The sequence below is a fragment of the Streptomyces sp. NPDC026062 genome (assembly GCF_055568375.1).
Genome location: NZ_JBVHOQ010000015.1, coordinates 80981 through 102418, shown reverse-complemented (window position 1 = coordinate 102418; position 21438 = coordinate 80981). Strand labels below are relative to the sequence as shown.

Here is a 21438-nt window from a genome sequence, read left to right as displayed (position 1 = left end):
ATGACCGGTTACGAGGCACGCGCGATCGGCCCGGCCGCGCTGAAGGAACTCCGGGACACCGACGACGCGGGACACCTGTGCGTCCCGTACACCGCCACGGACGCGGGCAGCCCGCTGCGCTGCTGCCTGCGGGGCGGCGAGGCGGGGGAGCGGATCGCCCTCGTCTCGTACGCGCCGCTGCGGCGCTGGGCGGCGGCCACCTGGGCCCGTCCCGGGGCGTACGACGAGCAGGGCCCGGTCTTCATCCACGCGGAGGAGTGCGAGGGGCCTTCGGCGGACCGCCCCGGCTACCCGTTCTCACGGGCGGGGACGCTGCGCACCGTCCGCCGCTACGACGCGGAGGGCCGTATCGTCGGCGGCCGGCTCCTGACGGTCCCGGCGGACGAGGAGCGGGGGTACGACGAGGCCTTCGCGGAGGCGTTTGCCCAGCCGGGGGTGGCGCTGGTGCATGTGCGGGCCGTGGAGTACGGCTGCTGGCACTTCGAGGTGCGGCGCCCCGGCCCCGCTCCCGGGTCGCCGGACGGGCTCGGGGCGGCGAACCCGTCCGGCGGCTGAGGACAAGGGGAGACCGGGGCCCGTGGTCCGGGGCCCGGACCCCGTTCAGGCAAGGGACGGGCGGGGTGGGCGGCTCCGCGCGGCGGTACCGCCCCGCCCCTGCCCGCCGCGTCAGCCGTTCAGCTCAGCCGCGACCAGCTCGGCGATCTGCACCGCGTTCAGCGCGGCGCCCTTGCGCAGGTTGTCGTTGGAGACGAAGAGCGCGAGACCGTTCTCCACGGTCTCGTCGACCCGGATCCGCCCGACGAACGACGGGTCCTGCCCGGCGGCCTGGAGCGGGGTGGGGATCTCCGAGAGCTCGACGCCCGGGGCGTCCTTCAGCAGCGCGGTGGCGCGCTCCACGCTGAGCGGACGGGCGAAACGGGCGTTGACCTGGAGCGAGTGGCCGGAGAAGACCGGCACCCGGACACAGGTGCCGGACACCTTCAGCTCCGGGATCTCCAGGATCTTGCGGGACTCGTTGCGGAGCTTCTGCTCCTCGTCCGTCTCGAACGAGCCGTCGTCGACGATCGAGCCGGCCAGCGGCAGCACGTTGAAGGCGATGGGGCGCTTGTAGACACCCGGCTCGGGGAAGTCGACGGCGCCGCCGTCGTGGGTCAGCTTGTCGGCGTCGGCGACGACCTTGGACGCCTGGCCGTGCAGCTCGGCGACGCCGGCCACTCCGGAACCGGACACCGCCTGGTAGGTGGCGACGGTCAGCGCCTCCAGGCCGGCCTCGGCGTGCAGCGGGCGCAGCACGGGCATGGCGGCCATCGTGGTGCAGTTCGGGTTGGCGATGATGCCCTTGGGGCGGTTCGCCACCGCGTGCGGGTTGACCTCGGAGACGACCAGCGGGACCTCGGGGTCCTTGCGCCAGGCGGAGGAGTTGTCGATCACGACGGCGCCCTGGGCGGCGACCTTCTCGGCGAGCGCCTTCGACGTCGCGCCGCCGGCCGAGAACAGCACGATGTCCAGGCCCGTGTAGTCGGCTGTGGAGGCGTCCTCGACGGTGATGTCGGTGCCCTCGAAGGCGATCGTGGAGCCCGCGGAACGTGCGGAGGCGAAGAGCCGCAGTTCGGCGACGGGGAACTTCCGCTCGGCCAGGATGCTGCGCATGACTGTGCCGACCTGACCGGTGGCGCCGACGATTCCGACCTTCACAGGAACTCCTTGAGACGTACGAACGGGCACGGTTGCCGCTTCATGATGCGTCTGTCCACGCCTGGCTTGTCCAATCCATTGTCCGCGAAGCGGACAGCGCGCGCGGGCCCCGGACAGCGCGGTGGGGCGGGCGCCTGTCCGGCGCCCGCCCCACTGTCGTAAGGATCACATGTTCAGCGCGATGCCGTTACGGCGTGACCTTCTCGATCACGACGCTGCCGGTGCCCGCGGCGGTGCCCCGCGCGTTCACCAGCTGGACCTCGCCGAAGAACTGCCGGCCCTCGGGAGCCGCCCCGGCGACCGCGACCTCGGCGCCGACCTGCGCCGAAGCGCCGGAGGCCAGGTTCACGGCCTTCGACTCGTCGACGTTGATCGTGCCGAGCGACGCCGAGTAGTAGACGTCGCGGTAGTCGTACTCGGTGGTGCCTGCCGGGACGTCGTAGCCGTCGATGAGGACGGTGTACGTGCCCGCGGCGGGGTTCACCAGCGAGACGGCCTCCTCGGAGCCGGCCGTGGTGGAGGCGCCCACCTGGGCCGATCCCTTGAAGACGTACAGGTCCAGGTCGGCGTTGGCGTCCGAGGTGGAGCCGATGGCGAAGTCCAGCTTCTCGACTCCCTCACCGATGGTCACCTCCTTGACGTACTCGCCGCCCGTGGAGATCGACGGACGCTCGACGTCGGCCGAGCCCAGCGAGCCGCCCTTGAGCGTGCCCGCGAGGTCGCCCGAGTTGTTGGTGACCGTCCAGTTCACCGCCGCCGGGGTGCCGATCTTCGCCTCGGCGATGGTCTGCACCGCCGGGTCGAAGGTCGCGCCGAGCAGCGAGACATCCAGCTTGTACGGGTTGTCCAGCAGCGGCGACGTGCGCCGGGCCTCGACCTCGATCTCCCAGACACCGGCCTGCGGGTCGGCGTACGAGCGCACGTCGGGGCGGCAGGTGTTGGCCGGGTTCTCGTAGTTCGGGTAGCAGAACGGCGTTCCGCTGTCCTCCACCGCGACCCCGTACGGGTGGATGGAGATGAAGCGGGTCTGGCTGCCCGAGCGCAGGGCGCTCATCGCGACCTCAAGGGTCTTGGAGCCCTCCGGCACGTTCACGAAGTACGACGTGGTGCCGTTGCGCTGCACCGAGCCGGACGCCGTGTACGCGTAACCCGGCTTCACCAGGTCCTTGGCGACGACGACCGTGGCGAGGATCTGCTGGTCCACACCGGAGGTCTTCGCGTCGTCGAGCTGGAGGATCGCGCTGTGCACGCCCGCGCTGCCCGGCTTCGCCTGGACCTTGACCGTCACCGGCTTGCCGAGCGGCAGCGAGACGGACTTCGGGCCGGTCAGCTTGAACGTGCCGTCGTTGTACTTCCACGACAGCTTGTGCTTGACGTTCTTGTCCGGGCCCGTGGTGCGGGTGACGGTGACGTCGTACGACTTCTTCTGGCCGGCCTTCAGGCCGCCCTCGCGGTCGTACAGACCGGTACCGAAGCCGGGAGTCTTCAGCGCGAAGTCGATCGCGGTGTCGACCGGCGCCTTGACCGTGTACTCGTGCGCCGGGGCGCCCTTCTTCTCGATCTGCTTCCAGGCGCCGATGATGTTGATCAGACCGGCACCCTGGGCGTGCGCGGGCACTCCCTTGATCTGGGTGGCGGTGCTGGTCAGCGCGGTGCGCAGCTCGGCCGGGGGCAGCTCGATGTGCTTCTGCTTCGCGGCGGACAGCAGCAGCGCGGTCGCACCCGCGGCCTGCGGGGAGGCCATCGACGTGCCCTGGAGCATGGAGTAGCCGGCCGGGAGGGAGTAGCCCGCCTCCTTGACCGGACCGCCGGGCAGCCAGGTCTGCGTCGAGTTGATCGCCGCGCCGGGGGCCGTCAGGGTCGGCGTGAAGCCGCCGTCCTCACGCGGACCGCGCGAGGAGAACGGGAGCATGTCGTACTTCTTGGTGACGCCGGAGCCGTAGTTCGCGGCCCAGGTCTCCTTGGAGATGGACGCGCCGACCGAGATGACGTGGTCGGCGAGGCCGGGGTCACCGATGGTGTTGACGCCCGGACCGTCGTTGCCGGCCGAGATGACCAGCTGGACGCCGTAGATGTCGATGAGGCGCTTGTACAGCTCCGCGCGGGCGTTGTTGCCGTCGTTGAGCGGCGGCAGACCACCGATCGACATGTTGACGACATCGACGCCCCGGTTCACGACGAGGTCGATCATGCCCTCGGTGAGCGCGATGTTGGTGCAGCCGCCCGACCAGGTGCAGGCGCGCGAGGAGACGATCTTCGCGCCGGGCGCGGCCCCGTTCATCTTGCCGCCGAACAGGCCGTTCGCGGCGGTGATGCCCGCGACGTGGGTGCCGTGCTCGGACTCGATGACGCCGATGTTGACGTAGTCCGCGGTGGCGCCCGCCGCGTTGTACACGACGTTCTTGCGGGTCTCCACGACGAACGGGATGCGCTCGACGACATCGGTCCGGGGGTCGTCCGTGCCGAAGTAGGAGACCTGGTGCTTCTCCTTGTACGGCTTGAGGACGGCGTCGTCCGAGAAGTCCGCGTTGTTGTTCAGGTCCACCCGGGTGGTGCCGGTGACCGGGTCGTACAGGACGGCCCACGCGTCGGTGGTGTCACCGTCGCGGTTGAGGTCGCCCGCCATGTCGCCACCCTTGGTGGCGGCCTCCTGGAACACGCTGATCCGGTACGAGCCCGCCGGAGCCGAGTAGGTGCGGCCGCCGTAGGTGAACGTCGGGCCGGACACGGCGTTCGTCATCCGCAGCCAGGTGCCGTCGCCGTCACTGACCGGGTCGGTGGCCGTCACCCAGTCGGTGATCTTGCGCTCACCGGTGGTGGTCTTCTGGAGCGCGGGGTGGCCGAGGTCGACACCCGAGTCGAGGATGCCGATGGTCACGCCGCGGCCGTCGGCCTTCGGGTGCTGCTGGACGAAGTCGACCGCGCCCGTCTCGAAGGACGGGTTGTACGGGTTCTTCGCCGGCGTCTTCCTGCCCGGAGCGGGGTAGGTCCCGGTCGACTTCACCGAGACCTTGCCACCGGCGGCCCGGTCGGCCTCGGGGGTCGGGTCGTCCAGCACGATCTCCTGTTTGAGATCGATGCCGTGGACGGAGCTCAGCTTCGAGGCCGCCTTGATGGTGGCCTCGGCGGCCGAGGTGGGCACGGTGGCCCGCACGTAACCGAGCTTGTCGTACGCACGTCCCAGCACGGAGCCCTTGACGGCGTCCAGTTGCTCGCGGACCTGCTCGGTCGCACCGGGCGTGGTGGCGACCATCATGGTGATGTTCTTCTCGCCCTTGGCCTTGGCCTTGGCGAGAACATCGGAGTCCGCGGTGCCGAGCTTGTCCGCCGGAGCGTTGTCGGCCGCGGCCTTGACGGGCGCGGCGGCCGGGTCGTCGGCGGCGAAGACGGGGGCGGTCCCGGTGGCGGCGAGCGCGGCCACCAGTCCGGCGGCGGCCGCGACGCGCGCGACGCGTCTCGCCCCGGGTATGTAGCTGGGGGATTCGGAGGTCATCAGCATCCCTGTATGTGAAAGAGAGAGTCCGGAAATCGGTACCGGATGACCGCTTACCCTTTCGTAAATGACAGGGGTTTGTGGAGAGTTGTGGGGGGCGAGTTGTAGACATGGCGGACTTCCGCCATTGGTGCTGAAGCGTCACCTGGGACGAAACGGTGGATACCTGGCGCGCGAGGGCCTCACCTGGGCAGGATCATCACGTACGCGGCCGGTGCGCGGCCGGCCGATGCCGTCAGCGCCGTCCGCACGATGGCCGCCTGCTGCTCCCTCATGTCGCGGAGTTTCTGCGGGGTGAGGTGGACGACGGTGACGCCGAGCCGCTCCAGGTGCTCGCGCCGGGCGGCGTACGCGGACCACTGGGCCTCGTGCTCCGCCTGGCGCCGGCCGTCGTCGAGCCGGCTGTGGCGCGGGGCCCGGGTGTCCAGTTCCACGGCGACCGCCTCCTCGGGCCAGTAGGCGTCGACCGCGCCCAGGTGCGGACCGCCCGGCAGCCGCAGGTCCACGTTCCACAGCGGCTCCGGGAACCCATGGGCCCGCACCATGGCGTACAGCCGCTCCTCCGCCAGCGTCCGGCCCTCGGCGAGCAGCGAGTCCACGGCGTTCACCACCTGCGGGCGGTCGAGCACCTTGGCGCGGTTCAACTCGCCGACCACGACGACGGGTTCGCAGTGGCCTTCGCGGACCGCCTCGGTGAGCAGCCGGCGTACGGTGTGGGCGTCCGCGAGGCCGGCGACGGCATCCGCGAGAGCGCGGGCCACCGGAGCCACCGGCATGCCGTCCAGCTGTTCGGGCCGAGGCGGCTCGGATGCCCGCGTCAGACGGACGTACCCGACCGACCGGGGCCGGCGGATGCGCGGCACCAGCACGTCGACACGGTCCGTGGAGACGGCCGGCGGCGCGGCGGCGAAGCCGTACAGCGAGAGCGCGGCCAGTCCGGTGATCATCGCCTCGCCGTACTCCGTGTCCGTGCCGCCGGGCCGCGTCGCCGCGGTCCGCCGCCCGGAGGCCGGTGGCCGTCCCGCGTACAGCAGCGCCGACCGCAGCCGCTCCCGGAGGGTGAGCGGCCCCGGGTGCAGCACGAAGACACCGGGCAGCGGCCGCTGCCACGGCCCACCGGCCCTGCACTGTTCGACGGCCTGTGCGGGGGAGACCCCGTGGGCCTTCAACTGGGCGGCGGACAGGACGCGTTGCCGGACGTCCGAGGTGCTGCGGAGGCGGCAGGGGGAGGGCGGGGCGTTCTCGGTCATGCTCCGGTGTATCCCGCTCGCGACCGGGACCCGACCCCTGTTACAGGCCCGTCGACATTCCCGGACAACACCGTCCTGATGCAAGGACGTCAGACGGTCGAAAAGGGTGGAACCGACGGGGAATGCGCGCCGTGCCGAGGGGGCGCGCCACCACGGCCGAGCGCCTCACGCACACGCCCGTGCGAGCCGCCGCCACCCGCACACCGGGCCCCTGCCGGGCCCGGCCTACGGGGCCGCTGCCAGCCGACACCCCGGCCCGCCGCGACCCGGTGCCGCCGGGCACCCGGCGGGGGCCGGGGCGGACCCCGCCCGGGTGCCCGCCCGGCACCCGGCGAGGCCGGCCCCCGGACGCCGTCAGGCGGCTACGCCGTCACACGCCTGGGCGCGCAGCGCCCGCGCCAGGTCGTCGCGGGCCTCCAGCACCAGCCGCCGCAGCGCCGGGGCCGCGTCCGCGTGCTCCGCCAGCCACGCGTCCGTCGCCTCCAGCGTGGCGGGATCGTCCTGGAGGGACGGGAACAGGCCCTTCACCACGGCCATCCCGATCTGGATGGACCGCTCGGCCCACACCCGCTCGATCGCCTCGAAGTACCGGGACGCGTACGGGGCCAGCAGCTCCCGCTGCGACGACTGCTCGAACCCCGCGATCGTCGCCTCCACCAGTGCGTTGGACAGCGCGTCCGACTCCACGACGCCCGCCCACGCCTGCGCCTTGACCGAGGCCGACGGCCGCGAGGCCAGGCACCGCACCTGGTGCCGCTTGCCGGACGCCGTGTCGTCCCGCGCCAGTTCGGCGTCGATCGCCGCCTCGTCGGCCGCGCCGTGCGACGCCAGCGGCGACAGGAACGCCCAGCGCAGCTCCTGGTCGACGTCGAGCCCGTCGATCCGCGCCGTGCCGTCGAGCAGCCCGGACAGCAGCTGGAAGTCCGTGTCCGACGCGGCGACCGCGGCGAAGAAGCGGGCCCAGGCCAGCTGGTGCTCGCTGCCCGGCACCGCGAGCCGCAGCTCGCGCAGCGCGCCCTCGGACAGTGCCCGGCCGCCCTCCTCGCGCCACGCGGGAGCCGCGTAGTGCGTCAGCGCGCTCCGGGTCCAGGCGTGCAGCATCTGGAGCACACCGATGTCCGTCTCCCGGCCGGCGAAGGACAGGACCAGCGAGACGAAGTCACGGGCCGGCATCAGCCCGTCCCGGGTGAGGTTCCACAGCGCGGACCAGCACAGCGCCCGCGCCAGCGGGTCCGTGATGTCGCCCAGGTGCTCCCGGAGCGTGGCCAGCGACACCTCGTCGAAGCGGACCTTGCAGTACGTCAGGTCGTCGTCGTTCACCAGGATCAGCTCGGGCCGCTCGGCGCCGGCCAGCTCCGCGATCACGGTGCGCGGCCCCGACACGTCCGCCTCGGCGCGGGCGTACCGCACCAGGCCGCCGTCGGGCGTACGCCGGTACAGGCCGACCGCGACCCGGTGGGGCCGCAGCTCCGGGTGCGACTCGGCCGCCTCCTGGAGGACCGCCAGTTCGGTGATCCGGTCCGCGGCGTCGTAGGTCGCCACCGGGGTCAGCGAGTTGACGCCGGCGGTCTGAAGCCAGGAGCGCGACCACGAGGTCATGTCCCGCCCGGACGTCTCGGCCAGCACCGAAAGCAGGTCGCCCAGCCGGGTGTTGCCGTACGCGTGCTTCTTGAAGTAGCGCCGTGCGCCCTCCAGGAACGCGTCCCGCCCCACGTACGCCACCAGCTGCTTGAGCACCGAGGCGCCCTTGGCGTACGTGATGCCGTCGAAGTTCAGCTTGGCGTCCTCCAGGTCACGGATGTCGGCCGTGATCGGGTGCGTGGACGGCAGCTGGTCGGCCCGGTAGGCCCAGGACTTGCGGTTGTTGGCGAAGGTGATCCAGCCGTCCTCGAACCGGGTGGACTCCACCATGGCGAAGACGCCCATGAAGTCGGCGAAGGACTCCTTGAGCCACAGGTCGTCCCACCACTGCATGGTGACGAGGTCGCCGAACCACATGTGCGCCATCTCGTGCAGGATGACGTTGGCCCGACTCTCGTACGCCGCCTTCGTCACCTTCCCCCGGAAGATGTACTCCTCGCGGAACGTGACACAGCCCGGGTTCTCCATCGCGCCGAGGTTGTACTCGGGCACGAAGGCCTGGTCGTACTTGCCGAACGGGTACGGGTAGTCGAAGTTGTCGTGGAAGAAGTCCAGGCCCTGCTTGGTGATCAGGAAGATGTCGTCGGCGTCGAAGTGCCGGGCGAGCCCCTTGCGGCACATCGCGCCGAGCGGGATGTCCAGCGTCGTGCCGTCGTCGAGCGTACGGCTGTAGGAGTCGGTCACGTAGTGGTACGGACCGGCGACGACCGCCGTGATGTACGTCGAGATCGGCTCGGTCTCGGCGAACCGCCACACCCCGCCGTCACGGGACTCCTCGGCCCCGTTGCTCCAGACCGTCCACTCCTCGGGGGCCGTCACCTGGAAGCGGTAGGGAGCCTTGAGGTCGGGCTGCTCGAAGTTGGCGAAGACCCGGCGCGCGTCCGCGGGCTCGTACTGCGTGTAGAGGTAGACCTCGCCGTCCTCGGGGTCGACGAAGCGGTGCATGCCCTCGCCGGTCCTGCTGTACGCGCACTGCGCGTCGACCACCAGGACGTGCTCGCCCTCCGGCAGGTCCGCCAGGCTGACGCGCACACCGTCGAAGACGGCCGCCGGGTCCAGCGCCGTGCCGTCCAGGGTCACCGCGTTCACGGACGGGGCGATCAGGTCGGCGAACGTCGTCGCACCGGCACGCGCCGAGCGGAACCGGATCGTCGTCACCGAGCGGAAGGTCCGCGGACCGGAGGTCCGCTCGCCCTCCCCGTCCGGCCCACCGATCGCGGAACGGACGTCGAGCACGACGTCGTAGCCGTCGACGGTCAGCAGCTCGGCCCGCTCGCGGGCCTCGTCGCGGGACAGGTTCTCACCGGGCACGAGCACACTCCTTTGTGTCACCTTCGAATATTTTGATCCTCCCATGCCTGCTTCCGGCCACGCGTTCGGGAATGGCCGGGGTGTCCGGCGGTGTTCCCGGTCACAGCATGCGAACGGTCCTCATGAGGGAGAGAGATGTCCGACAACAGCACGGTGACCGGCAAGACCCCCGCCGATTTCTGGTTCGACCCGCTCTGCCCGTGGGCCTGGATGACCTCCCGCTGGATGCTGGAGGTGGAGAAGGTCCGCGACGTCGAGGTCCGGTGGCACGTGATGAGCCTGGCCGTGCTCAACGAGAGCCGGCTGGACGAGCTGCCCGACGAGTACCGCGACATGCTGGAGAAGAAGGCCTGGGGCCCGGTCCGGGTGGTGGTCGCCGCCCAGCAGAAGCACGGTGACGACATCGTCGGCCCGCTGTACACCGCGCTCGGCACCCGCTTCCACAACCAGGGCGAAGGCCCCACCCGCGAGGCGATCGTCGGCGCCCTGAAGGACGTCGGCCTGCCGGCCGAGCTCGCGGATTACGCCGACTCGGACGCGTACGACACCGAGCTGCGCGCCTCCCACCAGGAGGGCATCGACAAGGTCGGCCAGGACGTCGGCACCCCCGTCATCGCGGTGCCCGGCCCGGACGGCGAGCAGATCGCCTTCTTCGGCCCGGTCGTCACCCCCGCCCCCAAGGGCGAGGAGGCGGCGAAGCTGTGGGACGGCACGCTGCTGGTCGCTTCGATCCCCGGCTTCTACGAGATCAAGCGGACCCGGACCGCCGGTCCCAACTTCGAGTGACCGCCGGTGCCGCGGCGGGCAACGCCTGCCCGCCGCGGCACCGGGGTGCGGGGCCGCCCGGCCCCGCACCCGGCCGCCTCGGTCGTACACCGCGTCCGGCTCCGGCTGGGCTCCGGCCGAGTCAGGACGTGGGCGGCCCGTCCGGCGCTCTTCTGCCGGCAGCGCCGCGACCAGGCAGGATCCTGCGGTGCGCCCGTTGGTACGATCACGCGCCCGGTGTCGCCGAGACGCCGGCGACGCGACCACCACGGAGATATAATGCGCCGCCCCTTCATACCTGCTGCCTTTGTCGCGGTGCTCCTGTGCGCGGGCTGTTCCTCCGGCGGCGGGGACGGGGCCGGATCCGGGCCGGTGAGCGAGGCGGAGAAGCCTGCGAAAGCCGCTGCTCCGAAGACCGACCACGGGGCTGCGGTACGCGCCGCGGTGATGGCGACGAAGAAGAGCAGCGCCCGGATCGATGAGGAGATCGAGGTCGGCGACGGTACCAAACGCTTCGTCGTTTCCATCGACGGTGACTTCGACTGGGCAGGCAACCGGGGGCACCTCGGTGCCGAGCTCCGCGACGTGGACAGCCCCGGCCAGAAGTCGCCCCGGATGGAGGAGATCTTTCACGGCGGCACCGTCTACATCAGCGGGTTCTCCGAGATGGACGGTGCCTGGGGGTCGATCCGCCAGGACAAGACGGAGGCGCACTACATACTGCGCGCCCCGGCGAACGACCCCCGGCATGTCCTGGACCAGGTGGCACACATGCGCGGGGCTTCGAAGGTCGGCGAGGAGAAGGTGGACGGCGCGACCGCCGTCCACTACAGAGGCACGCTCAGCCAGGAGACCGTCACGTCGCGGATGGCCGAGGACGTACGGGCCAAGGTCGATTCCGTATGGGAGATGGACGGCGTGCCGGCCGTCGGCGTGGATGCCTGGATCGACGGGAGCGGCCGGCTCGTGCGTACCCGGCTCGAATGGCCCATGGGGGAGGCGGGTGTTGTGGCGACGATGTACCTGGCGGATCACGGGAAGGCCGTCCGGGTGGCAGCGCCGGATGCCGGGGACGTCGTTCCCATGCCGGCTCTCGGGGGCCCGCTGACCGGCTGATCCGTACCGCCGGCCGGTGCACGGGAGGCCACCGAGGTTCACGCCCTTCCAGGGGCCTTCCTCGTCCGCCGCGCGCCCGGCCGCTGTTGTGACGCCACCGTGACGCGATATGTGACCTGGGGCACAGCAGGGGCGGGCGGCCCCTGATCTTCTGGGCGCATGCGTACCGCCACCCCTCTCGCCGTGAGCGCCGCCCTCGCGAGCATTGCCCTGCTCGCCGGATGCGGGACGGAGCCGGCCGGTGGCCCGGCGGCCGCCGCCTCCTCCGCGTGCGCCTCCGCCTCGCCCGTGGCCGACCCCTCGGGCCGGACGTGGGACGGCGTGAAGCTCGTCAACCGGCTCTGCGGCCCCTCCGGGGCCCCGGTCACCGAGTTCGAGGTCACCAACACCGAGCAGGAAGCGCTCACCTTCACCCTCACGTTCAGCCTGATGAACGATTCCGGCCAGGCCATGGACACCACCACGCGCACGGTCGAGTCGGTGAAGCCCGGCCGGACCGTGCGGCGCGCCCTCGACACGGACGGCGAGCCGGTCATGGGCCGGGGGAGGCAGGCCCGCATCATCAAGGTGCGGACCGTCGCGGCGGCCGAGGCGCCCTCCGCGTCCGACGCCTGCCCGCCCTCCGGGATCCGCGTCTCGGCCGACCAGGGGGACGCGGCCATGGGGCTGCGCGTGGTGGGCCTCCACCTGCTCAACTGCGGCACGGCCGACTACGCGGTCGAGGGATATCCCGGACTCCGGCTGCTGGACGAGGACCGCGAGCCCGTGAGCGGGGTACGGATCCTCCGCGGCACCGACAAGATCTCCAGCGGGATCGGTGGCGACGCCGCCCCGGTGGCCGTCACGCTGCGGCCGGGCGAGTCCGCGCGCGCCACGCTGGCGTGGCGCAACACCACCGGCGCGGGCGACGCGGTGAACGCCCCGTACGTCAGGGTCACGGCGAAGCCCGGCGCCGCGCCCGTGACGGTGACCCCGGAACTCGACCTCGGAACCACGGGCCGGCTCGGCGTCGGCCCCTGGACGAAGGACGACACCTCGGCCCGGTGAACTCCCCGGAGCCCCCGCCCGCACAGCAGAGGGCCCCCCGCGAGTCACGTCCTCGCAGGGGGCCCTCCTTCATCCGCCTGCCCGGTGAAGGCTGAGAAGACGATCACGAGGCAGGACGTTCTCGGCGCGCCGGGGCTCAGGGCGCGAGCAGCAGCACGTTCACGCGCTCCCTGGCGGCCGCGTAGCGCTTCGCGACGTCCTGCCAGTTGACGACGCGCCACATCGCCTCGATGAAGTCGACCTTCTGGTTCTTGTACTGGAGGTAGAAGGCGTGCTCCCAGGCGTCGAAGACCAGAACGGGCACCGAGCCCTGGCCGACGTTGCCCTGGTGGTCGTAGACCTGCTCGACGATCAGCTTCCCGCTGACCGGCTCGTAGGCGAGGACGCCCCAGCCGGAGCCCTGCGTGGTGGCCGCGGCCTTCGTCAGCTGGGACTTGAAGCCCGCGAAGGAGCCGAAGGAGTCGGTGATCGCGTCCGCGAGGTCGCCGACGCCGTCCGCCGCGAGGGGCTCGCCGCCGCCGTCGCCGGTCATGTTGTGCCAGTAGATCGAATGCAGGATGTGGCCGGAGAGGTGGAACGCCAGGTTCTTCTGGAGCCCATTGACGGCCCCCCAGGCCTCCTTGTCCCGCGCCTCCGCCAGCTGCTCCAGGGTGTCGTTCGCGCCCTTCACGTACGCGGCGTGGTGCTTGTCGTGATGGAGCTCGATGATCTGCGGATTGATGACAGGTTCGAGCGCCGCGTAGTCGTAGGGGAGTTCCGGAAGCGTGTACGTGGCCATGATGCGAACCCTCCAGCTGCTGCACTGTTGTTGTTGCAATCTATACGCAAGAGCAGGCTAACAGCAGGAAGAGGTGTGGGGATCAGTCCTTCGGCCCAGGACCACGGTCCGGAACCGCTCCCGCGCACACGAAAAAGCCGGGCGGGCCGGAGTGTTCCGGCCCGCCCGGCTTCCTTCGCGCAGCGGGGTTACTCGTCCGCCGCCGCGGAGCGCCGCTGCCGTACGACGCCGACCGCGATCAGGACCGCCGTCAGCGCGCCCGTCGCCACCAGCTGGTCACGGGTGTCGGGCTGGCGGAGCATCAGGAGGAAGATGCCGGCCATGGCGAGGAGCGCCACCACTGTCAGGCCCGGGAAGAGCCACATCCGTACCACCAGCCTCTCGGGCGCCTCGCGTTCCAGCCGGGTGCGCAGGATGAGCTGGGAGACGGCGATGAAGATCCAGACGACGAGGATCACCGCGCCGATCATGTTGAGCAGCCAGGGGAACACGTCGTCGGGCCGCCAGTAGCTCAGCAGCACACACAGGAAGCCGAACACCGACGAGACCAGGACCGCCGTGCGCGGCACCCCGGAGGTGACCCGGCCGAGGCGCTTCGGGCCCTGGCCCCGGGCGACCAGGGAGCAGGCCATGCGGGAGGCGCCGTAGATGTTGGCGTTCATCGCCGAGAGCAGGGCGATCAGGATGACCACGTTCATGATCTCCGCCGCGCCGCTGATGCCGAGGTGGTCCAGGGCCGCGTAGAACGGGCCCACGTCCACCACCTCCGGGTCGTCCCACGGGACCAGCGTGACGATGACCGCCATCGACCCGACGTAGAACAGCGCGATCCGCCACATCGCCGTCCGCACGGCCTTCGCGACACCCCGTACCGGGTTCTCGGACTCCGCCGCGGCGATGGTCACGGTCTCCAGACCCCCGTACGCGAAGACGGAGGCGAGCAGGCCGATGACCAGCCCCTCGGAGCCGTTCGGCATGAAACCGCCCTCGCCGCTGAGGTTGGCGTTGCCCGGGGCGTCCGTGCCCGGGAGCACGCCGAGGATCGCCAGCACGCCCAGCACCAGGAACAGCGTGATCGCGGCGACCTTCAGCGCGGCGAACCAGAACTCGAACTCACCGAACTTCGTCACCGAGGCCAGGTTCGTCCCCAGGAACACCACCATGAACAGCGCCACCCAGGCCCACTCCGGGGTCCCGGGCAGCCAGCCGGTGACGATCTTGGCGGCGCCGATGCCCTCCAGGCCGACGGCGACACAGAGCAGTACCCAGAACGCCCAGCCCGCCGTGAACCCCGCCCACGGCCCGATCGCCCGCTCGGCGTGGACGGAGAACGAACCGGAGGCCGGATTGGCCGCCGACATCTCGCCGAGCATGCGCATCACGAGCATGACCAGCAGCCCGGAGATCGCGTAGGCGATGACGATCGAGGGTCCCGCGGCGGCGATGCCCGCTCCGGAGCCGACGAACAGTCCGGCGCCGATGACACCGCCGAGGGCGATCATCGACAGATGGCGCTGCTTGAGTCCGTGGGTGAGGGCCGAGTCGCTTCCGGTGCCGGAGGCGGCGGCCGGGGAGCCTGTGGGGGGAGGCGCGGAGGTCCGAGACATGGACGAGCTCTGTTCGGTAGGTGGGACGGGGAAGGGGGACGTGGTGGGGGTGTGTGGGGGGATGTGCGCCCAGTCTGAACACGCACACCGTTCACGGGGAACGGCCGTCCGCTATACGGGCACCAGGCTCACACAAGGCTCACACCCGGACCCGGCGGGTTGGCCGCCCCATCAACCGGACCTTTAGAGGGAATTCACAGTCATCGCTTCGAAGGTGTTCCCCCGAGGCAGGGGAGAACCCGCCCCCACCTCAGTGACGAGCATCACGCCTCGGCGTGATTGCGCGCCGTCCTTTGTGTGAACCCCACCAATCCCTCAACCGCCGCTTTGTCGGCCGCTGATGGTGATCCGGCGATGCCCCGTCGGCTAACGTCGGCCTCAGTCTGTCCCCACCTGCCCTCACCCCGCGGAGTCCCGATGAGTACTGCTGCCGCCGCCCCCGTCCGTACCGGAGCGGTCCTCGCCGACCTGCTGCCCGCCGCCCGGCACCGCTATGCCGTGGACACCGCGCTGGTGCTCGGCGGTGCCGCGCTGACCGGCATAGCCGCCCAGATCGCCGTTCCGGTCCCGGGCTCCCCGGTCCCCGTCACCGGCCAGACCTTCGCCGCGCTCCTGGTCGGCACCGCGCTCGGCGCCCGCCGGGGCTTCCTGGCGCTCGCCGTGTACGCGCTGGTCGGCATGGCCGGCGTGCCGTGGTTCTCGGCCGGCAGCTCCGGCGCCGGCGGTGCCTCCTTCGGCTATGTGCTCGGCATGCTCCTCGCCGCCACCGTCGTCGGCGGTCTCGCCCGCCGGGGCGGCGACCGCTCCGCGCTGCGCACCGCGGGCACGATGGTGCTCGGCTCGGCGATCATCTACTCGGTCGGCGTGCCCTACCTGGCGCTGTCCACCGGCATGTCGGCGAGCGCCGCGATCGCGGCCGGCCTGACGCCGTTCCTGCTCGGCGACGCGCTGAAGGCCGCGCTCGCCATGGGCGCGCTGCCGGCGTCCTGGAAGCTCATCGGCCGTCGCGGCTGATCGCGCGACTCCCTCCGAAGAGGCTCGCCGGGTCGCATCGCGACAGCAGACCGGCGAGCCTCTCGCGTCCGCGGATGATCAGCCGCGGGCGGACCCGGCCGGGGCGGCACCGCGGCGCCTGCGCGCCTCACGCACCAGCGAGAAGGCCACCACCAGCACCGCGACCAGCAGCGAGAGCAGCACCTGCTCGCGCCCGGCGTCGTCGGTCAGCATGTAGACCAGCACGAACGAGATCATCGCGATGGTCGCCCAGGTCAGGTACGGGAAGAGCCACATCCGTACCACCAGCTTCTCGGGCGACTCGCGCAGGATGATGCCGCGCATCCGCAGCTGGGTGAAGCAGATGACCAGCCAGACGAACAGGGCGACCGCGCCGGAGGAGTTCAGCAGGAACGCGAAGACGGTGTCGGGCCACTGGTAGTTGAAGAAGACGGCGACGAAGCCGAAGACGACGGAGGACAGGATCGCCGCCTGCGGCACGCCCCGCTTGTTGGTCCGGGCGAACGCCTTGGGCGCGTCGCCGCGGCCGCCGAGCGAGAACGCCATCCGGGAGGCCGTGTAGAGGCCGGAGTTGAGGCAGGACAGCACGGCCGTCAGCACGATGACGTCCATCACCTGGCCGGCGTGCGGGATGCCGATGACATCGAGCGCCGCGACATAGCTGCCCTTGTCGAGGATCGACGGGTCGTTCCACGGCAGCAGCGTCAGTACGACGAAGACCGAGCCCAGGTAGAAGACCGCGATCCGCCAGATGACGCTGTTGGTGGCCTTCTGCACGGCGCGCTGCGGGTTCTCGGACTCACCGGCCGCCAGCGTCACGATCTCGCTGCCCATGAAGGAGAAGACGACCATCAGCACCCCGGTGAGGATCGCGCCCGGACCCTCGGGGAAGAAACCGCCGGTGTCGGTGAGATGGGACAGCCCCGATCCGGCATGGTCCGAGCCGGGCAGTATGCCGAAGACGGCGAGCAGGCCGACGATCACGAACGCGCCGATCGCGACCACCTTGATCCCGGCGAACCAGAACTCGAACTCACCGTACGAACCGACCGAGACCAGATTCGTCGCGGTCAGCACCAGCATCACGATCAGGGCCCAGCCCCACTGCGGCACGCCCGGCACCCAGCTCTCCAGGATCTTGGCACCCGCCGTGGCCTCGACGGCGAGCACCACGACCCAGAAGAACCAGTACAGCCAGCCGATCGAGAACCCGGCCCAGCGGCCCAGTGCCTGGTCGGCGTAGGTGGAGAAGGAGCCCGATGCGGGGCGGGCGGCCGCCATCTCGCCGAGCATCCGCATCACGAGGACGACCATCAGGCCGACCAGCGCGTACGACAGCAGAATGGCCGGTCCGGCGGCGGCGATGCCGGCCCCGGAGCCCACGAACAGGCCCGCGCCGATCACACCGCCGATCGCGATCATCGAGAGGTGACGGTTCTTGAGACCGGCCTGGAGCCCGTCCGGGGACTCCGTCCGGTCCGAAGGGTCCGGCCCGTCGGGCTGTCCGCCCGGCCCTGCGAGAGTCGTCTGCGACGTCATGGATCGAATCCTTACGTTTTCGGATCACTCGGTTGCGTGCGCCGGCAGCCCCGCGGCGGCGGAACGGCAGGCAAGGCGTCGAAGCCCGGTGAACCCCGAAACCGGAACCCATACCTCCGGTTTTTGGCCGGAACGTTGCCTCGATGGCATCGCACACACGGGGTCCGCGCATCGGGGCGACACCGCACCCCGTCGTCGGCTACCCGGAGTCGCTCGTGCCACACTCCTCACATGCGCGTGTACCTCGGATCCGACCATGCCGGTTACGAACTCAAGAACCACCTCGTCGGGTGGCTCAAGGCCCAGGGCCACGAAGTCGTCGACTGCGGCCCCCACATCTATGACGCCCAGGACGACTACCCGCCGTTCTGCCTGCGCGCCGCCGAGAAGACGGCCGCGGACCCCGACAGCCTCGGCATCGTGATCGGTGGCTCCGGCAACGGCGAGCAGATGGCCGCGAACAAGGTCAAGGGCGTCCGCGCCGCACTCGCCTGGAGCGAGCAGACCGCCGCGCTGGGCCGCGAGCACAACAACGCCAACGTGGTCTCCATCGGCGGCCGGATGCACACGGTGGAGGAGTCCACCAAGTTCGTCGAGATCTTCCTCGCGACCCCGTACTCGGGCGAGGAGCGTCACACCCGCCGCATCGAGATGCTCACGGAGTACGAGAACACTGGCGAGCTCCCCCCGATCCCGGCCCACCACCCGCAGCAGGGCTGACCGCCCCCACCCCTGTGCCGCCGGTACCCCCGGCGGCACAGCCATGTCGCCGAGGAGAGCCGCAGCCGTGCCCGAGGGCCACACCATCCACCGCCTCGCGGACGACCACCGGGACCGGTTCGCCGGGTGGCCGGTGCGGGTGAGCAGCCCGCAGGGGAAGTTCGCCGACAGCGCCGCCCTGCTCGACGGCCGGGTGCTGGACGGGGCGGACGCCCACGGCAAGCACCTCTTCCTCGGCTTCGAGGCCACCGGCTGGATCCATATCCACCTCGGCCTGTTCGGCAAGCTCGGATTCGGTACGGTTCCGGCCCCGCCGCCCACCGACACGGTCCGGCTGCGCCTCCTGAACGACGAACACCACGCGGATCTGCGCGGCCCCACCACCTGCGCCCTGATCACCGACGCGGAGAAGCGCGCGATACACGACCGGCTGGGCCCCGACCCGCTGCGCCCCGGCGACGACGGCGAGCGGGCCTGGCAGCGGATCTCCCGCAGCCGGATCACCGTGGCCGCCCTGCTGATGGACCAGAAGGTCGTCGCCGGCGTGGGCAACGTGTACCGCGCTGAGGTGCTGTTCCGGCACGGCATCGACCCGTACCGGGCCGGCAAGGACCTCACCCGCCGCGAGTGGGACGCGATCTGGGCGGACCTGGGCACGCTGATGCGCGAGGGCGTACGGAACAACCGCATCGACACCGTGCGCCCCGAGCACCTGCCCGAGGCGATGGGCCGCCCGCCGCGCGTGGACGACCACGGCGGCGAGGTGTACGTCTACCGCCGCGCCCGCCAGGCCTGCCACATCTGCGGCGCGGAGATCCGTACGGCTGACCTGGCGGCCCGGAACCTCTTCTGGTGCCCGGACTGCCAGGCCGCCTGAGCGCTGTGCCGCGGGCCCCGGCGGACCGGGGCGCCGCGGGACACCGCGCCGCCGAGCAGGCTGGACCTTCGAAGAACGCCCTAGAACCCCTGCGGCAGCCACGGCGCCACGTCGGACAGGAACGCCGACGACGCCTCCGCCACCGCACCCGCCCGCAGCTCCCGTACCCGCCCCGCCAGCGCCAGCGAGCCGAGCGCCTCACCGCCCAGGTAGGCGGAGCCCAGCTCCCGTACCGAGAGCGCCAGATCGGCCTCGTCCTCGGTGCGCCTGCACGTCGCGGCCCCCTTCGCGTCGGCCGTCAGGCGCCAACGCCCCGCGTTCCACGGGCAGAAGCTGTCCTCGACCTCCAACACCACGTCCAGCGGGCCCCGGTAGGTCCGCGCCTCCAGCGCGGCGCCCACGTCCACCATCCGCACATAGAGCGAGTCCCGCTGCCGGATGTCGCAGCGCCGCACGTCCGACACCAGGTGCAGCACCGCGTCGTCCACCGGCCGGTTCCGCGCCTCGACCGTGCACGTCAGGTCGATCTCGAACAGGAAACGCCACAACGCCGCGTACGCCGCCGGGTCCAGAGCCGCCAGGTCTCTCACCAGGATGCGCCCGTTGGGTCCGGCTTTCTCCCATGCCGGCTTGATGTGGTAGTTCGTATAGCCGACGACCTCGCCGTCCCGTTCGGCCAGCAGGCACTGAAGCACCGAGCCGCCCTGGCGCGTACTGGCCGGGTCGAGCAGCGACTTGCGCTCCCAGCCGGGACCGTGGGCCGGGGTGCCGGGACGTCCCGCCACCAGGCGCTCGTACACGCTCTCGCAGGCCGCGACCGCCTCGTCCTTCTTCGCGTACCGCAGCCGGATCTCGTCGGTGCCCTCGGGCAGGCTCAGCCGCACCCGGTCCGTGTCTATCTCCACGGACATCTGGCGGCTGGCCGCGCCGTACCCGAAGCGGCCGTAGATCGCGGGCTCCGACGCGGTCAGCACGGCGATCGGCTCACCCAGTGCCCGGAAGTCGTCGAGCTGGCGGCGCATCATCGAGGTGAGCAGGCCGCGCCTGCGGTGCGTGGACGCGACGCTCACCATCGTGACCCCGCCCGCCGGCACCAGCGCCCCGCCGGGCACGGCCACCCGGAAGCTGAACGCCCCCGCCGTCGCGACCACGTCGTCGCCGTCCCAGATCCCGATCGACCGCTCGAACTCGGTCAGGGACCGGTACTGATCCCGCTCTTCAGGAGTCTCCGGGTCCCCTCCGAACGCGAGCTCCAGACACTCGAACCACTCGTTCCATTCGGACGGCTGCAACACACGGAGCTCTGTAGTCATATGCCATGCCTACCAGGGCTTCGGCGGCCTGGCGAACCGATTTCGAACGCATTGTCACAGGGGTCCCCCTGCACCGGAGCCCGCAGGGTGGATAAGGTCCCCGCAATGGCACGACGCGCAGGAGCAGAGACGTACCCGGCCCGATTGAGGAAATCGGCGCACCGGGTACGCACCACGCTGCGCAGATCCGGGGTCGACTACTTCCGGGGAGACGGGTCGGACTGGATCGCGCTGGCCGGGCTGCTGCTGACCATCCCGGCCATCACCTGCGGCACCCTGCTGAACCCGGTGTGGTGCTCGCCCACCGTGCTCGTCCTGCCGATCGTGGCTGGCGGCCTGCTGCTGCGGCCCGCCAGCCTGCTCGGCCTGTACGCGACCGCCGCCGCAGCCCTGATCGTGGAGGCCCTCCAGCTCGGTCCGTACGAGGACGGCCCGGCCCGGGTCACCCCCGGCACCGTACTGACGGTCGCGGCCTGCGGATTCCTGGGCCTGATCCTCGCCCAGTTCCGCGCCAGGGTCGGTGTGCCGTGGCGGCGCGGCGGCACCATGCTCTTCGACCTGCGTGAACGCATCCGGGTCCAGAGCGCGCTGCCCCGCCTTCCGCAGGGCTGGCACCGCGAGATGGCGCTCCGCCCGGCGGGCGGCCAGTCCTTCTCGGGGGACTTCGTCGTCGCGGCCCGTACCAACGGCGGCCGCACCCTGGAGGCCGTGCTCACCGACGTCTCCGGCAAGGGCATGGACGCCGGCTCCCGGGCGCTGCTGCTCTCCGGCGCCTTCGGCGGACTCCTCGGATCGCTGCCACCGCACAGCTTCCTGCCCGCGGCCAACGGCTATCTGCTGCGCCAGGACTGGGACGAGGGCTTCGCCACGTCGATCCATCTGGTGCTGGACCTGGAGTCCGGTGACTACGAGCTCCTCTCGGCAGGCCATCCGCCCGCCCTCCAGCTCCACGCCGGCAGTGGCCAGTGGGAGGAGAAGGCGGCGGAGGGCCCGCTGCTCGGGGTGTACGACGGGGCGGAGTTCGAGGCCGCGAAGGGCCATCTGGCCCCCGGTGACGTCCTGATGCTGTTCACCGACGGACTGGTGGAGGCCTCCGACCGTGACATCGCGGAAGGCATCGACCGGCTGACGGGCGAGGCCGACCGCTATGTCGCCACGGGCTTCGAGGGCGCGGCCTGGCACCTCATCGAGGCCTGCGCCAAGGACGTCAACGACGACCGGGCTCTGCTGCTGTTGTCACGCAAATCCTGAACCATGCGTAACCGGTTCGAA

Annotated in this window: 16 protein-coding genes; 8 read left to right on the top strand and 8 right to left on the bottom strand. The window is 71.1% G+C overall.

Annotated features, from left to right (window positions below):
* Positions 1 to 555, top strand: a complete 555-nt coding sequence (locus tag ACZ4LX_RS16230; protein ID WP_467644439.1) for a DUF1203 domain-containing protein — start codon at positions 1 to 3, stop codon at positions 553 to 555.
* 111 nt (positions 556 to 666) lie between these two features.
* Here ACZ4LX_RS16230 and ACZ4LX_RS16225 read toward each other — a convergent pair whose 3' ends face one another.
* From ACZ4LX_RS16225 to pepN, 4 genes are all read right to left on the bottom strand, one after another.
* On the bottom strand, positions 667 to 1695 hold the full coding sequence (locus tag ACZ4LX_RS16225; RefSeq protein ID WP_467644436.1) for an aspartate-semialdehyde dehydrogenase: 1029 nt from the start codon (positions 1693 to 1695) through the stop codon (positions 667 to 669).
* Positions 1696 to 1882: 187 nt separating this feature from the next.
* A complete protein-coding gene (locus ACZ4LX_RS16220; RefSeq protein ID WP_467644433.1) occupies positions 1883 to 5194 on the bottom strand; it encodes a S8 family serine peptidase in 3312 nt (1103 codons plus the stop codon).
* Between the two features lie 176 nt (positions 5195 to 5370).
* Positions 5371 to 6438 (bottom strand): hypothetical protein, encoded by a 1068-nt coding sequence (locus ACZ4LX_RS16215; RefSeq protein WP_467644431.1) that lies wholly within the window; start codon positions 6436 to 6438, stop codon positions 5371 to 5373.
* A gap of 354 nt (positions 6439 to 6792) precedes the next feature.
* Positions 6793 to 9390 (bottom strand): aminopeptidase N, encoded by a 2598-nt coding sequence (gene pepN / locus ACZ4LX_RS16210; protein ID WP_467644428.1) that lies wholly within the window; start codon positions 9388 to 9390, stop codon positions 6793 to 6795.
* Positions 9391 to 9525: 135 nt separating this feature from the next.
* Between pepN and ACZ4LX_RS16205 the strand changes: the two genes are divergently transcribed.
* From ACZ4LX_RS16205 to ACZ4LX_RS16195, 3 genes are all read left to right on the top strand, one after another.
* Positions 9526 to 10176 (top strand): mycothiol-dependent nitroreductase Rv2466c family protein, encoded by a 651-nt coding sequence (locus tag ACZ4LX_RS16205; RefSeq protein WP_467644425.1) that lies wholly within the window; start codon positions 9526 to 9528, stop codon positions 10174 to 10176.
* A 258-nt stretch (positions 10177 to 10434) separates the two neighbouring features.
* Entirely contained in the window at positions 10435 to 11271 is an 837-nt protein-coding gene (locus tag ACZ4LX_RS16200) for an SCO4651 family lipoprotein (protein WP_467644422.1), read from the top strand.
* 159 nt (positions 11272 to 11430) lie between these two features.
* Positions 11431 to 12318 carry a DUF4232 domain-containing protein gene (locus ACZ4LX_RS16195; RefSeq protein ID WP_467644418.1) on the top strand — a complete coding sequence of 296 codons (888 nt, stop codon included), beginning with the start codon at positions 11431 to 11433 and terminating at the stop codon, positions 12316 to 12318.
* 136 nt (positions 12319 to 12454) lie between these two features.
* Here ACZ4LX_RS16195 and ACZ4LX_RS16190 read toward each other — a convergent pair whose 3' ends face one another.
* Both ACZ4LX_RS16190 and ACZ4LX_RS16185 read right to left on the bottom strand, forming a co-directional pair.
* Positions 12455 to 13096, bottom strand: a complete 642-nt coding sequence (locus tag ACZ4LX_RS16190; RefSeq protein WP_467644414.1) for a superoxide dismutase — start codon at positions 13094 to 13096, stop codon at positions 12455 to 12457.
* A 188-nt stretch (positions 13097 to 13284) separates the two neighbouring features.
* Complete coding sequence (locus tag ACZ4LX_RS16185; RefSeq protein WP_467644411.1) at positions 13285 to 14703, bottom strand: amino acid permease; 1419 nt, start codon at positions 14701 to 14703, stop codon at positions 13285 to 13287.
* Between the two features lie 417 nt (positions 14704 to 15120).
* Between ACZ4LX_RS16185 and ACZ4LX_RS16180 the strand changes: the two genes are divergently transcribed.
* On the top strand, positions 15121 to 15717 hold the full coding sequence (locus ACZ4LX_RS16180; RefSeq protein WP_467644406.1) for a biotin transporter BioY: 597 nt from the start codon (positions 15121 to 15123) through the stop codon (positions 15715 to 15717).
* Positions 15718 to 15795: 78 nt separating this feature from the next.
* On the opposite strand, the gene ACZ4LX_RS16175 is transcribed toward ACZ4LX_RS16180, so the two are convergent.
* The gene (locus tag ACZ4LX_RS16175) at positions 15796 to 17256 is read right to left on the bottom strand and encodes an amino acid permease (RefSeq protein WP_467644402.1); all 1461 of its coding nucleotides are present in this window, start codon (positions 17254 to 17256) and stop codon (positions 15796 to 15798) included.
* Positions 17257 to 17487: 231 nt separating this feature from the next.
* Between ACZ4LX_RS16175 and ACZ4LX_RS16170 the strand changes: the two genes are divergently transcribed.
* Together ACZ4LX_RS16170 and ACZ4LX_RS16165 are read left to right on the top strand one after the other, a co-directional pair.
* On the top strand, positions 17488 to 17976 hold the full coding sequence (locus ACZ4LX_RS16170) for a ribose-5-phosphate isomerase (RefSeq protein ID WP_467644399.1): 489 nt from the start codon (positions 17488 to 17490) through the stop codon (positions 17974 to 17976).
* Positions 17977 to 18043: 67 nt separating this feature from the next.
* The gene (locus ACZ4LX_RS16165) at positions 18044 to 18853 is read left to right on the top strand and encodes an Fpg/Nei family DNA glycosylase (RefSeq protein ID WP_467644396.1); all 810 of its coding nucleotides are present in this window, start codon (positions 18044 to 18046) and stop codon (positions 18851 to 18853) included.
* An 80-nt stretch (positions 18854 to 18933) separates the two neighbouring features.
* Here ACZ4LX_RS16165 and ACZ4LX_RS16160 read toward each other — a convergent pair whose 3' ends face one another.
* A complete protein-coding gene (locus ACZ4LX_RS16160; RefSeq protein ID WP_467644393.1) occupies positions 18934 to 20166 on the bottom strand; it encodes a GNAT family N-acetyltransferase in 1233 nt (410 codons plus the stop codon).
* A 105-nt stretch (positions 20167 to 20271) separates the two neighbouring features.
* Here ACZ4LX_RS16160 and ACZ4LX_RS16155 point away from each other — a divergent pair, with 105 nt between their 5' ends.
* The gene (locus tag ACZ4LX_RS16155) at positions 20272 to 21417 is read left to right on the top strand and encodes a PP2C family protein-serine/threonine phosphatase (RefSeq protein WP_467644389.1); all 1146 of its coding nucleotides are present in this window, start codon (positions 20272 to 20274) and stop codon (positions 21415 to 21417) included.
* The last annotated feature ends 21 nt before the right edge of the window (positions 21418 to 21438 follow it).